At 69.4% G+C, this 11967-nt stretch carries 15 protein-coding genes; 12 read left to right on the top strand and 3 right to left on the bottom strand.

What is annotated here, in order from left to right; genetic code table 11:
* The first annotated feature begins 73 nt into the window (after positions 1 to 73).
* The 5 genes from ACR9Y5_RS17370 to ACR9Y5_RS17350 all read left to right on the top strand — a co-directional run bounded on the left by ACR9Y5_RS17370 (position 74) and on the right by ACR9Y5_RS17350 (position 1551).
* A complete protein-coding gene (locus tag ACR9Y5_RS17370; protein WP_481299133.1) occupies positions 74 to 499 on the top strand; it encodes an ArsR/SmtB family transcription factor in 426 nt (141 codons plus the stop codon).
* A gap of 39 nt (positions 500 to 538) precedes the next feature.
* The gene (locus tag ACR9Y5_RS17365; protein WP_481299132.1) at positions 539 to 751 is read left to right on the top strand and encodes a helix-turn-helix domain-containing protein; all 213 of its coding nucleotides are present in this window, start codon (positions 539 to 541) and stop codon (positions 749 to 751) included.
* 70 nt (positions 752 to 821) lie between these two features.
* Positions 822 to 920: a 30S ribosomal protein bS22 gene (locus ACR9Y5_RS17360; protein ID WP_003792170.1), complete on the top strand. Its 99-nt coding sequence runs from the start codon at positions 822 to 824 to the stop codon at positions 918 to 920.
* 72 nt (positions 921 to 992) lie between these two features.
* Positions 993 to 1256, top strand: a complete 264-nt coding sequence (locus ACR9Y5_RS17355; protein ID WP_481299131.1) for a glutaredoxin family protein — start codon at positions 993 to 995, stop codon at positions 1254 to 1256.
* A gap of 100 nt (positions 1257 to 1356) precedes the next feature.
* Positions 1357 to 1551 (top strand): Dabb family protein, encoded by a 195-nt coding sequence (locus ACR9Y5_RS17350; protein WP_481299130.1) that lies wholly within the window; start codon positions 1357 to 1359, stop codon positions 1549 to 1551.
* A gap of 30 nt (positions 1552 to 1581) precedes the next feature.
* Here the strand turns inward: ACR9Y5_RS17350 and ACR9Y5_RS17345 are convergent, their stop codons facing one another.
* Both ACR9Y5_RS17345 and ACR9Y5_RS17340 read right to left on the bottom strand, forming a co-directional pair.
* Positions 1582 to 2283, bottom strand: coding sequence for a GntR family transcriptional regulator (locus tag ACR9Y5_RS17345; protein WP_481299129.1), 702 nt, complete (start codon positions 2281 to 2283; stop codon positions 1582 to 1584).
* Complete coding sequence (locus ACR9Y5_RS17340) at positions 2283 to 2954, bottom strand: GntR family transcriptional regulator (protein ID WP_481299128.1); 672 nt, start codon at positions 2952 to 2954, stop codon at positions 2283 to 2285. Before ACR9Y5_RS17340 ends, ACR9Y5_RS17345 begins: the two co-directional genes overlap by 1 nt.
* A gap of 152 nt (positions 2955 to 3106) precedes the next feature.
* Here ACR9Y5_RS17340 and ACR9Y5_RS17335 point away from each other — a divergent pair, with 152 nt between their 5' ends.
* Positions 3107 to 4369 carry an isochorismate synthase gene (locus ACR9Y5_RS17335; protein ID WP_481299127.1) on the top strand — a complete coding sequence of 421 codons (1263 nt, stop codon included), beginning with the start codon at positions 3107 to 3109 and terminating at the stop codon, positions 4367 to 4369.
* A gap of 40 nt (positions 4370 to 4409) precedes the next feature.
* Here ACR9Y5_RS17335 and ACR9Y5_RS17330 read toward each other — a convergent pair whose 3' ends face one another.
* Positions 4410 to 5264 (bottom strand): PPK2 family polyphosphate kinase, encoded by an 855-nt coding sequence (locus ACR9Y5_RS17330; protein ID WP_481299126.1) that lies wholly within the window; start codon positions 5262 to 5264, stop codon positions 4410 to 4412.
* A 138-nt stretch (positions 5265 to 5402) separates the two neighbouring features.
* On the opposite strand from ACR9Y5_RS17330, the gene ACR9Y5_RS17325 reads away from it, so the two are divergent.
* The 6 genes from ACR9Y5_RS17325 (at position 5403) to cls (ending at position 11954) form a co-directional block, all read left to right on the top strand.
* Positions 5403 to 5789 carry a hypothetical protein gene (locus ACR9Y5_RS17325; RefSeq protein WP_481299125.1) on the top strand — a complete coding sequence of 129 codons (387 nt, stop codon included), beginning with the start codon at positions 5403 to 5405 and terminating at the stop codon, positions 5787 to 5789.
* 134 nt (positions 5790 to 5923) lie between these two features.
* Positions 5924 to 6841 (top strand): demethylmenaquinone methyltransferase, encoded by a 918-nt coding sequence (locus ACR9Y5_RS17320; protein ID WP_481299124.1) that lies wholly within the window; start codon positions 5924 to 5926, stop codon positions 6839 to 6841.
* Entirely contained in the window at positions 6841 to 7917 is a 1077-nt protein-coding gene (locus tag ACR9Y5_RS17315; protein ID WP_481299123.1) for a polyprenyl synthetase family protein, read from the top strand. The genes ACR9Y5_RS17320 and ACR9Y5_RS17315 overlap by 1 nt, the downstream gene beginning before the upstream one ends.
* A 30-nt stretch (positions 7918 to 7947) precedes the next feature.
* Positions 7948 to 9357 (top strand): FAD-dependent oxidoreductase, encoded by a 1410-nt coding sequence (locus ACR9Y5_RS17310; RefSeq protein ID WP_481299122.1) that lies wholly within the window; start codon positions 7948 to 7950, stop codon positions 9355 to 9357.
* Positions 9358 to 9371: 14 nt separating this feature from the next.
* The gene (locus ACR9Y5_RS17305) at positions 9372 to 10367 is read left to right on the top strand and encodes an alpha/beta hydrolase (protein WP_481299121.1); all 996 of its coding nucleotides are present in this window, start codon (positions 9372 to 9374) and stop codon (positions 10365 to 10367) included.
* A gap of 117 nt (positions 10368 to 10484) precedes the next feature.
* A complete protein-coding gene (cls, locus tag ACR9Y5_RS17300; protein WP_481299120.1) occupies positions 10485 to 11954 on the top strand; it encodes a cardiolipin synthase in 1470 nt (489 codons plus the stop codon).
* Positions 11955 to 11967 lie beyond the last annotated feature (13 nt).

The following is an 11967-nucleotide window of genomic DNA, read 5'->3' as shown; positions in this document are numbered from 1 at the left end:
TTCCCGTCGTCTTCCTGTGCAGGGGCGGGCTTCGGACATGGTACTGCGCCGGGGGAATGGCTAGCCTGGGGACATGGCCGACATCTTCGACGTGATCGCCGATCCGACGCGGCGCGAGATCCTGCGCGTGCTGCTCGACCGCAATGGGGATGCGACGCATTCCGCAGGCGATATATCCGTGTCGGAGATCGTGGCCACGCTGGAACTGTCCCAGCCGACCGTGTCGAAGCACCTGAAAGTGCTCCGCGAGGCCGGTCTCGTCTCCGTGCGCGAGCTCGGACAGCACCGCTACTACCGGCTCGACGCCGGGCCGCTCGAGGCCGTCGAGGACTGGGTCATTCCGTTCACGGCATCCGATGAGGATGTGGCGCTGAGTGTCCGTCTGGCCGAGGAGACGCGCGAGTTCGCGAGCACGGTCGGCAAGGTGCTCGCCGACACCCGGCACCGGGTCTCGTCGGCCACCGAGCGCGTGACTCCGAAGAAGTGGCGCAAGGACTGACCGTCCCGAGTACCATGACGGGCAGGAGAGGGACGGACCATGGCACACGATCTGAAGGATGTGCGCTTCCTGACGGTCGCCGAAGTGGCCGACATGATGCGCGTCTCGCGCATGACCGTCTACCGTCTCGTCCATGCCGGTGAGCTGCCGGCGATCCGTTTCGGGCGGTCCTTCCGCGTGCCCGAGTCCGCGGTCGAGCAGATGCTGCAGACGGCCACCTCCCGAGAAGGCGGCGTCGCGGACTCGGCGTGACGTCGGGTAGACTGTCACTTCGTGTCGCCGCGCGCCCCGCGGCTTACCCCTGATTCTTTGTGAGGTCTACGTGGGTTCCGTTATCAAGAAGCGTCGCAAGCGTATGGCGAAGAAGAAGCACCGCAAGCTTCTTCGCAAGACGCGCCACCAGCGTCGCAACAAGAAGTAGACCTCCGGTCTGCGGCTCAAGCGTCGGTCCGTTCGGCCCGGCGCTTTTTGCTGTCCCGTCTAGAGTGGAGGCGTGCCCACCGTCTCCCTCACCCTCATCGGCAAGCCCGGCTGCCACCTGTGCGATGACGCCAGGGAGGTGATCCGCACGGTCGTCGGCGACCTGCCTGCGGACGCGCCGGAGGTCGCTGTGACTGAGGAGGACATCCTCCAGGACGCCGCACTCCACGAGAAATACGTGGAGGAGATCCCGGTGGTGCTGATCGAGGGACGCGTCCACACCTACTGGCGGGTCGACCCCGCTCGCCTGCGCACCGCTCTCCTGGAGGCCCGATGACCATCCGCCATGTCGTCTCGTGGAAGCTCGCTACCGCCGACCCCGCCGAGCGGGCGGAGCACGCGGCCACCATCAAGCGAGGGCTGGAGTCGCTCCCCCGGTGATACCGCAGCTGCGCTCGCTGGAGGTCGGCGTCTCCGCCGCGCCCGGCGACGACTTCGATGTCGTGCTGATCAGCGATTTCGACTCCTTCGACGACATCGCGGCGTATCAGGAGCACCCGGCTCACCTCGAGGTGGCGGGCTTCATCCGCTCCGTCGTCGCCGGGCGTGCGGCGGTCGACTTCGAGGTCTGATCGCCGCTCGCCGCGAGCGATGAGCCTGTCTCAGAGGACGGGCTTGCGCTCGATGTCGGCGTCGTTTCGGCGGTAGTCGGACAGGAACTGGGCGAGCGTCCGGGCATAGAGGGACTTCACCCGGTCGCCCGCGGCGTCGCCGTCGCGTTCCTTGATCGCGGCGAGCACCTCGCCGAGCGCCGCGGGGAGGTCGTCGACGCCGAACGGCCTGTCCCACACCGAGATGTAGCGGAGCAACTGGGGGCTGAGCCCCTCGCTCACCGAGACGAGCACCTCGTTGCTGCCGGCACGCTCGAGCGCGAGGAAGAAGTCGTTGAAGGCGTGGCCCAGTGCGGGGAGCTCCCGCGCCTTCGCCGCCTTCTTGACGTCTTTGTAGGCCTTCTCGATCTGCGTGACGGCGACATTGGAGAGCGTCGGCACGGTGGTGCGTGCGGCGTGCTCGTGCAGCAGTCCGGTCGTGTAGATCGCCTCGTCGATGGCCTTCAGGTCGATGGGCGCGACGCGGGTGTACCGGTTGGGCGCCATCTCGACGAGCCCGATGTCGGCAAGCTTCATCAGCGCTTCGCGGATCGGTGTGCGCGAGACGCCGAGCCACGCCGTGAGCTTCTCATCGAGGAGGGTCTCGCCGGGCTCCAGTGTCCCGTCGAGGATCCCGTCGTAGAGCCGCGTGTACACCACGTCGCGCAGCAGGCGCCGCTCGACGGGCGCGGTGTCGTTCACGGGCAGCGGCATCAGCGGAGCTCCTTCGTGGTCGGGGCGAACTCGTCCGCGACGCCGACGAGCGCGGAGTCGAACAGCTGCGCCGCGGCGCGGCCGGCCTTCTCGGCCTTGCCGGCGACGGCCGCGTCGATCAGCGCCGTGGCCGACGGGCGGGCCTTGCGGAAGGCGGCCGTACCCGGCGTCGCGTTCAGCGCCCGCTGGACCTCCGGGAGGTGTCGTTTCAGGAGGCGCGCGATGGTGCCGTTGTCGAGCCGGCGAACGAAGACGCCGAGGAAACCCTCGGTGCTGAGGCCGGTGCGGATGAGCGTTGCCGGGTCGGTCTCCTCCGCCGCCTCGCGGAGCGCGGCACGGTCGCCGTCGGTGAGGAGGGGTGTGGCGTCGCGGACGACGCCGGCGACCAGGACTCCGACCGTGGAGACGAGCTGGCGGACGCGTTCCGGCTCGATGGGCGTGACCCGCGTGCGCCGCTGGGGGAGGATCTCGACGAGACCCATCGTGGCCAGCTGGTTGAGTGCCTCCCGGACCGGGGTGCGGGACACACCGACCCAGCGCTCGATCTCGGCGTCGAAGAGCTGTTCGCCAGGGAGGAGGTCGCCTCCGACGATCGCATCGAGGAGGCGGAGGAAGACTTCGTCACGGATGAGCCGGCGGGGGCTGGCGGCTCCGGTCACGGGCACGGGCATGGATGAATGTTACATCCCGGGTACTCGGGTCGCGGTGCTGATGTGCAGAGTGTCGAAAGCCCGCAATTCAGGCGATATCGGCGTCAGGATCCACATCGAGTCTCCATGAGGCGTCCAACGGGCGCTCAGTCTGCCGGGCGTAGGCTGAGCGCGTGACATCCGCACCGACGACTCGGTGGGAGACTGGCGCGACGGTCCTCGAGGCCGAGACCACACCGCTCGACGACGTCCGCCAGCTCATCCCCTTCCTCGATTCCCGCACGCCCCTGCTCTGGCTGCGAAAGGGTGAGGGGATGGCCGGCATCGGCGAGGTGCTCAGGCTCGACTTCACGGGGCCGGACCGGATCGCGCAGGCGTCCGCCGCCTGGCGGGCGACCGCTGCGGCCGCGACGGTCGCGGACGACGTCCGCACACCCGGCACGGGTCTCGTCGCTTTCGGGACCTTCGCGTTCGATGACGAGAGCGCCGCGGTCAGCACCCTGATCGTCCCGGAGATCGTCATCGGGCGCCGGGGGAGCCGCAGCTGGATCACGCGCATCCGCCGTGCGGGCGGCCCGGAGAACGACCGGCTCCCGCGGCCCACGGCGTTCGGCGACGAATACCGGCTGAGTCTGCTGCCGGGTCGGCTCGGATCCGACGGCTACCGGTCCGCGGTCGCGGACGCGGTCGAACGCATCCGCGAGCAGGACCTCTCGAAGGTCGTGCTCGCTCGCGACCTTCGCGGCCACCTCCCGCTGGAGTCCGACCTCCGCCGTGCCCTCGTGGAGCTCGCGCTCGGGTATCCCGACTGCTGGACCTTCGCCGTCGACGGCCTGGTGGGCTCGTCGCCGGAGACGCTGGTCCGCGTCCACCACGGAACGGTGACCGCGCGCGTGCTCGCCGGGACCATCTCGCGCGGGCCGGATGCCGCAGCGGATGCCGCGGCCGCAGCCGACCTCGTCGCGAGCGCCAAGGACCAGGGCGAGCACCGGTTCGCGGTCACCAGCGTGATGGACGCCCTTCGCCCGCACAGTGCCGACCTCGCCGCCAGCGACGAGCCGTTCACCCTGAAGCTCCCGAACCTCTGGCACCTGGCCACCGACATCGCGGGCATGCTCACCGACGGATCGAGCTCGCTCGACCTCGCGGCCGCGCTCCACCCCACGGCCGCGGTCGCCGGGACGCCGCGCCGCGAGGCGCTCGCGCTCATCCGCGAGCTGGAACCGTTCGACCGCGGGCGCTACGCCGGACCGGTCGGCTGGGTCGGAGGGGACGGGGACGGCGAGTGGGCGATCGCACTCCGGTGCGCACAGCTCACCCCGACGGGGGACCTCACGGCTTACGCCGGCGCGGGCATCGTCGCCGACTCGGATCCGGATCGCGAGCTCGCCGAGACGTCGATGAAGTTCCGCCCGATCGTGGAGGCCTTCGGCTGATCCTCCGGAACGCCGGGCACGGCAGGCACGGGCGGTCGGGTCAGGACGCGTCGAGGCGGCGCTTCTGCTCTTCGACGTCGTAGTCCGGCAGGGGCCACTCGAGGCCCAGCCCGTCCAGTGCCCGGATGAGGATGCGCTGCACCGCCGCGCGGGCGTACCACTTGTGATCCGCGGGGACGACGAACCAGGGCGCATAGGCGCTCGTCGTCCGGTCGAGCACGATCTGGTAGGCCTCCTGGTAGGAGTCCCAGAGCAGTCGCTCGTCCACGTCGGCGGGGTTGAACTTCCATAGCTTGTCGGGCCGGTCGAGGCGTGAGGCGAGCCGCTTCTTCTGCTCATCCTTGCCCAGGTGGAGCATCACCTTGACGATGGTGGTCCCGGACTGCGCGAGCTCCTTCTCGAACGCGTTGATGGCGCCGTAACGCCGTTCCAGCTCCTCCGGCGGCGCGAGGGAGCGGACCCGGCCGATGAGCACGTCCTCGTAGTGCGAGCGGTCGAAGACACCGACCTGCCCGGCGGCCGGGACCTCGCGCCAGACCCGCCAGAGGAAGTCGTGCGCCAGCTCCTCGGGCGTCGGCTTGCCGAATCCGGCGTAGTGCACGCCCCCGGGGTTCATGGACCCGATGACGTGGGAGACGATGCCTCCCTTGCCGGCGGTGTCCATCGCCTGGAGCACCAGCAGCACGGACCGCGGCTCGCCCTCCCGGCCGCAGGCGAACAGTCTCTCCTGGAGGTCGGCCAGGCGCTCCGCGCCCGCGGCGAGGTCCTTCTCGCCCTGCTTCTTGCCTCCGTCGAAGCCCGGCAATGCATCGGTCTCCTGCTCGGAGAGGCGGAAGCCGGGCTGTACCCGCAGCACCTCGTAGGGATCCTCGGTCCAGTTGCTGTCGTCGCCCACGTCCGGCCTCCTCCCACGGGCGCGCTCGCCGGGCCCGTGACTCCTGGCACGCATGGTAGCCCCGCGGCTCTCCGCAAATGCCTGCTAGCCACGATCACCGGCACGGCATTACCGTGTGGCCGATGAGAGGGGCCTGAGATGGGTTCGTTCTGGAATGCGTTTCTGTACGTCTTCTATATCTTCGCGTTCGTCGCCTTCTTGATGATCCTGTTCACCGTTCTGGTGGACCTGTTCCGCGACCCGAACCTGAACGGCTGGTGGAAGGCGCTGTGGGTCATCTTCTTGATCTTCGTCCCCGGCATCACGCTGCTGGTGTACCTGATCGCGCGTGGGCGCGGGATGGCCGAGCGCAACATGGCGCGCCGGGCGACGGTCCCGGAGGACGACAGCTGGGGCCAGCATCCGACGGCGTCCGCGACGCCGGCCGCTGACATCCAGCAGGCGCAGACCCTGCTCGACCAGGGCGTGATCAGTGCGGGGGAGTTCGACGCGCTGAAGGCCAAGGCTCTGGGGCAGCGTTACTGAGCGATGCTGCTGGACGGCTCGATGAACCGCGGGATGCCACCGGCCCGGCGCTCGCCGACGGCGCACGCTGATCATTCGGCGTGCATTCGGGGCCCGGAATGCACCCCGCGGACGCCGCAGCCTAAGCTGGTGGAGTGAGTAAGGCCGACCTCAGCAAGCAGCCCGCCCAGGTCGCCGCCATGTTCGACCAGGTGTCGACGCGCTACGACCGGACCAACGCCGTCCTGTCGGTCGGCAATGCGGCGCTGTGGCGCGTGGCGACGACGCGAGCCGTGGACCCGCACCCGGGGGAGACGATCCTCGACGTGGCCGCGGGAACGGGCACGTCGAGCGCCTCGCTCGCACGCAACGGCGCCTCCGTCGTCGCGGCCGACTTCTCCGAGGGGATGATCGAGGTCGGGCGCCGGCGCCAGGCCGGGAACCCGTTCGTCCGGTTCGTCCAGGCCGACGCCACGGCGCTCCCGTTCGACGACGACTCGTTCGACGCGGTGACCATCTCGTTCGGCCTGCGCAACATCGTGGACCCCAGGAAGGCGCTCGCCGAGTTCTACCGGGTCGTGAAGCCGGGCGGCCGCGTGGTGGTGTGCGAGTTCTCCCAGCCGCCCCTCGCTCCGATCCGTGCCGGCTACTCCGCCTACCTCAAGTACGGCATGCCCGTGCTCGCCCGGGTCGCCAGCTCCAACCCGGCCGCCTACGAGTACCTGATGGAGTCGATCGAGGCCTGGCCCGACCAGCGCACTCTCGCCGGGTGGCTGCGCGAGGCCGGTTTCGAGCGCGTGGCGTTCCGCAATCTGACCGCGGGGATCGTAGCGCTGCACCGCGGCTTCAAGCCCGAGCGTCCGGCGGCGGCGGTGGCGGAGAAGAAGGCGCCCACCGCGAAGCCGAAGGCTGCGCCCGCGAAGCCGAAGGCAGCGCCCGCGAAGCCGAAGGCAGCGCCCGCGAAGCCGAAGACTGCGCCCGCGAAGCCGAAGGCTGCGCCCGCGAAGCCGGCATCCACTGGTACGGCCGGTTCCGAACCATCAGCGTCCACCGTCCCGTCCGAGGGGGAGTAGTGCCACGAAGTGTCCCGGCCGTGCGGCGCGCGTCGCTGACCGGTCAGCTCGGATTCACCGAGCGGATCTTCATCCGCGGTGAGGACCGCGAGCTGGCCAACGCCGTCGATGCCGGCCTCGCCCACGTCGAGGACGGGCTGCTGCGCGAGATGCGTTTCGCCGACGGCCTCGCCGACGTCACGGCCCGCTACCTGCTCGAGGCGGGGGGCAAGCGCGTCCGCCCGATGCTCACGCTGCTCGCCGCACAGCTGGGTGACGGCACGAACGCGGATGTGCTGCAGGCCGCGGAGGCGGTGGAGATCACCCACCTGGCCTCGCTCTACCACGACGACGTCATGGACGACTCGCAGATGCGCCGCGGGGTCCCCAGCGCTCAGTTCGTGTGGGGCAACTCGGTCGCCGTCCTGACCGGTGATCTGCTCTTCGCGCGCGCCAGCAAGCTGGTCTCGGCGCTGGGCGAGCGTGCCATCCAGCTGCAGGCGGACACCTTCGAGCGGCTGTGTCTCGGGCAGCTCCACGAGACCATCGGCCCGCAGGAGGGCGACGACCCGGTCGAGCACTACATCCGCGTTCTCCAGGACAAGACCGGATCGCTGATCGCCGTCGCCGCCCAGATGGGCGTCGTCTTCTCGAACGCTCCGACATCGTACGAAGAGCCCGTCGTGGTGTTCGGCGAGAAGATCGGCGTCGCGTTCCAGCTGATCGACGACGTCATCGACCTGTCCGGCGAAGGGGTCGCGGAGACGGGCAAGACCCCCGGCAACGACCTGCGCGCAGGCGTCGCCACCCTCCCGGTGCTGCGGCTGCGGGAGCGCGCCGCCTCCGACCCGGAGGCCGCAGCGCTGCTCGAGCGCCTCGAACGGGACGTCATGGGCTCCGCGGAGGACGGCGAGGTCACTCCCGAGGCCATGGACGCGATCGCGGCGCTGCGCGAGCACGACGTGACGCGCCAGACGCTGGAGGAGGCGCACCGCTGGGCGCGCGAAGCGGTGGAGGCCCTGGAGCCCCTGCCGGACGGACCGGTGAAGAAGGCACTCGTCCGGTTCGCGGACACCATCGTCGAGCGTTCGAGCTGAGCCGGACGCGACACCAGAAGGAATCAACGCATGACCAAACTGCGACTGGCCATCGTCGGCGCCGGACCGGCGGGCATCTATGCTGCCGACATCCTCTTGAAGGCGGAGCGCGGCTTCGACGTGTCCATCGACCTGTTCGAGCAGCTCCCCGCCCCGTACGGACTCGTCCGCTACGGCGTCGCCCCCGACCACCCGCGCATCAAGGGCATCATCAGCGCACTGCGCGAGGTGCTCGACCGCGGTGACATCCGCATCTTCGGCAACGTGCAGTTCGGGAGGGACATCACCCTCGACGACCTGAAGCGCCACTACAACGCCGTCATCTTCGCGACCGGCGCCGTCCGGGATGCGGACCTCGATGTCCCGGGGATGGAGCTCCACGGCTCGTACGGTGCCGCGGACTTCGTCAGCTGGTTCGACGGACACCCGGACGTGCCGCGCACCTGGCCGCTCGAGGCGAAGTCGGTCGCCGTGATCGGCAACGGCAACGTCGCCCTCGACATCTCGCGCATGCTTGCGAAGCACGCGGACGACCTCCTTCCCACCGAGATCCCCGACAACGTCTACGAGGGCCTCAAGAACTCGCCCGTGACCGACGTGCACGTGTTCGGCCGGCGCGGACCGGCGCAGGTGAAGTTCACTCCGCTGGAGCTGCGCGAGCTCGGCGAGCTGCGCGACGTGGACATGATCCTCTACGACGAGGACTTCGACTACGACGAGCAGTCGAAGGCCGCGGTCCAGAGCAACAAGCAGGTGATGGTGATCGACCGCGTGCTGCAGCAATGGCGCACGCGCGAGGTGGGCAGCGCGTCGCGTCGTCTCCACCTGCACTTCTACGCCAAGCCCCTCGAGGTCGTCGGCGACGAGCACGGCAACGTCCGCGCCCTCCGCTACGAGCGCACCGCCCCGGACGGCGAGGGCGGCGTGCGCGGGACGGGCGAGATCCGCGAGCTCGAGATCGACGCCATCTACCGGGCGGTGGGCTACTTCGGCTCCCCGCTCCCGGGCATCCCCTTCGACCGCAAGCACGGCGTGATCCCGAATCATGAGGGCCAGGTGCTGCGCAAGGGCGACAACGAGCGCATGTACGGCGTGTATGCGACGGGGTGGATCAAGCGGGGTCCGGTCGGACTCATCGGTCACACGAAGTCGGATGCGATGGAGACGATCAAGCATGTGATCAACGATCAGGGAAACTGGTGGTCTCCCGCCGACCCCTCCGAGGAATCTGTGGAGAATCTGCTGCGCGAGCGGGGTGTGGAGTACACGACGCTCGACGGCTGGCACAACCTCGACGCGCACGAGCAGGCGCTCGGCGCCGAGCGCGGCCGGGTGCGCATCAAGGTCGTGCCCCGGGACGAGATGGTCCAGGTCTCCAACGGCGAACCGGTCGGAAGCGGCTCCCCCTCGTCCGGCCAGACGCCCGGGCAGGCCGAGTAGCCGACCGCCCGGGCATGAGCGACGCGCGCGAGTGGCGATCCGACATCCTCGGTGAGCCGTTCGAGCAGCTGACCCTGCCGCTCGGGACGGACTCGGAGGGCGATGTCGTCGCAACGCTCGTGCGGTACTCGCCGCGCCCACGACTGCATCTCCACCGCGGCCCCGCCGCCGATGCCGACGTGCTGTACGTGCACGGCTGGTCGGACTATTTCTTCCAGACAGAGCTCGCCCGCTTCTGGCACGACCAGGGCGCCCGCTTCCACGCCCTCGACCTGCGCAAGTACGGCCGGAGCCTCCGTAAGGGGCAGACTCCCGGCTTCGTAGACGACCTCGCCCTGTACGACGAGGACATCGAGGCCGCGCTGGATGCGATGGGCCACGGCGAGGACGCGCCGGGACGCCGCCGGCTGATCCTGCTCGGGCACTCCACCGGCGGCTTGACGTTGAGCCTGTGGGCCGACCGGCATCCGGGGCGCGCCGACGCCCTCATCCTGAACAGCCCGTGGCTCGAGTTCCAGGCGCACTCCGCCGGGCGTGCTGCGCTGACCCCGCTGGTGGACCTGCGGGCGAAGCTGGTGCCGAACGCGCCCATGCCGAACGTCGACCTCGGGTTCTACACCCGGACGGTGTCGCGGACGATGGACGGCGAATGGGACTACGACCTGGCCTGGCGTCCGGTGCGCGGCTTCCCCGTGCAACCCGCCTGGCTGACCGCCATCCTCGCCGGCCACGCCCGCGTCGCCGCCGGCCTCAGCATCCAGGAGCCGGTGCTCACGCTGCTCTCCGCGCGGTCCACGCTGCTGCCGTTCTGGTCGCCCGACATGCTGCGGTCGGATGTGGTGCTGGTCGTCCGGGACATCGCCGAGCGCGCGCTGTGGCTGGGGCCGACGATCACCGTGTCGTGGGTGCAGGATGCGCTCCACGACGTGTTCCTCTCGCGCCCGGAGGTGCGCCAGGCGGCGTACGCCTCGGTGGAGCGATGGATGCAGGGCTACCTCGACGAGCGCTGACGAACGGGATCTCCTGCATCGCCAGACGAATTGCCCTCCCGCTATGGTGTGGCCACGTCGGACGGCAGGCCCCGTGTCGCAGGTCGCGTCCGCCCCTGAATGGAGGCGCCCGTTGCCATGGACACCACAGGAACCAACCTCGTCTGGATCATCGCGGCGCTCGTCGATTTCGGGATCAAGATCGCAGCGCTCATCATCATCCCGCGGCGGCGCAAGCCGACCGCCGCGATGGCGTGGTTGCTGGCGATCTTCCTCATCCCGTACATCGGCATCCTGCTGTTCCTGCTGATCGGGAGTTTCCGCCTGCCGAGGAAGCGGCGCGACGAGCAGCGGAGGATCAACGCCATCATCGCCGAGCGGGTCGGCGGCCGGACGGAGCCGGAGGAGGCCGCGGGCTGGCCGCGGTGGTTCCAGCGGGTCGTCGAGCAGAACCTGTCGCTCACCGCGCTTCCCGCCGTCGGCGGGAACTCCGCCGAGCTGCTGCGCGACTACCGGGGGTCGATCGACGCGATGGCGGCGGAGATCGACACGGCGACCTCCTTCGTGCACGTGGAGTTCTTCATCGTGGCGTGGGATGACACCACCCGGGGCTTCTTCTCGGCGATGGAGCGCGCCGTGGCCCGCGGAGTCTCCGTCCGCCTCCTCGCCGATCACCTCCCGTCCCAGAAGATCCCGCGGAGCAAGGAGACCTTCGCCGAACTGGATCGCATCGGCGTGAAGTGGGCGTGGATGCTGCCGGTGATGCCGTTCAAGGGCAAATACCAGCGCCCCGATCTGCGCAATCACCGCAAACTGGTCGTGGTGGACGGCCGGGTCGGCTTCATGGGGTCGCAGAACCTCATCGACCGCAGCTACGACCTGCCCAAGAACATCAAGCGGGGCCTGCAGTGGCAGGAGCTGATGACCCGCCTGACCGGCCCGGTCGTGGCATCCGTCAACGCCGTCTTCCTCTCGGACTGGATGATCGAGACCGGCGAGTTCGTGGAGCAGGAGCACGTCCCGGCCGCGGCGCTGCCCAGGGCAGCGTCCATGGACGAGCTGGTCTGCCAGGTCGTCCCGAGCGGGCCGGCCTACCCGACGGAGAACAACCTGCGCATGTTCCTGTCGCTGATCTACGGCGCCACCGAACGCGTCATCATCACCAGCCCGTACTTCGTCCCCGACGAGGCGATGGTCTACGCGATCACGACCGCGTGCGAGCGGGGACTGGATGTACAACTCTTCGTCTCGGAGATCGGCGACCAGGGCCTGGTGTATCACGCGCAGCGCTCGTACTACAGCGACCTGCTCGAAGCGGGCGTGCGCATCTTCCTGTACCCGGCGCCGTACATCCTGCACGCCAAGCACCTCTCCATCGACGACGACATCGCGTTCATCGGGTCGAGCAACATGGACATCCGCTCGTTCAGCCTCAACGCCGAGTCCTCGTTGCTGGTGCGGGGCCGGTCGTTCGTCGCCGGGATGCGCGAGGTCGAGCAGGGGTACCGGGACGCCGGCCGTGAGCTCACTTTGGAGGAATGGCGTCACCAGCCGGGCAAGGCCACGTTCCTCGACGGTCTGGCACGGCTCACCTCGGCGCTCAACTGAGCGCCAGGGCGAG

The organism is Leifsonia sp. KNZ13-11D (assembly GCF_056754895.1).
Note: the sequence above shows the minus strand (reverse complement) of the source record. Positions and strands in the feature narration are given on the sequence as shown.

Bases quoted from the DNA above. Each gene is read 5' to 3' on its own strand.
- ACR9Y5_RS17370 (WP_481299133.1), top strand. From the start codon at position 74: ATGGCCGACATCTTCGACGTGATCGCCGATCCGACGCGGCGCGAGATC.
- ACR9Y5_RS17365 (WP_481299132.1), top strand. From the start codon at position 539: ATGGCACACGATCTGAAGGATGTGCGCTTCCTGACGGTCGCCGAAGTG.
- ACR9Y5_RS17345 (WP_481299129.1), bottom strand. From the start codon at position 2,283: ATGCCGCTGCCCGTGAACGACACCGCGCCCGTCGAGCGGCGCCTGCTG.
- ACR9Y5_RS17340 (WP_481299128.1), bottom strand. From the start codon at position 2,954: ATGCCCGTGCCCGTGACCGGAGCCGCCAGCCCCCGCCGGCTCATCCGT.
- ACR9Y5_RS17325 (WP_481299125.1), top strand. From the start codon at position 5,403: ATGGGTTCGTTCTGGAATGCGTTTCTGTACGTCTTCTATATCTTCGCG.
- ACR9Y5_RS17310 (WP_481299122.1), top strand. From the start codon at position 7,948: ATGACCAAACTGCGACTGGCCATCGTCGGCGCCGGACCGGCGGGCATC.
- ACR9Y5_RS17305 (WP_481299121.1), top strand. From the start codon at position 9,372: ATGAGCGACGCGCGCGAGTGGCGATCCGACATCCTCGGTGAGCCGTTC.
- cls (WP_481299120.1), top strand. From the start codon at position 10,485: ATGGACACCACAGGAACCAACCTCGTCTGGATCATCGCGGCGCTCGTC.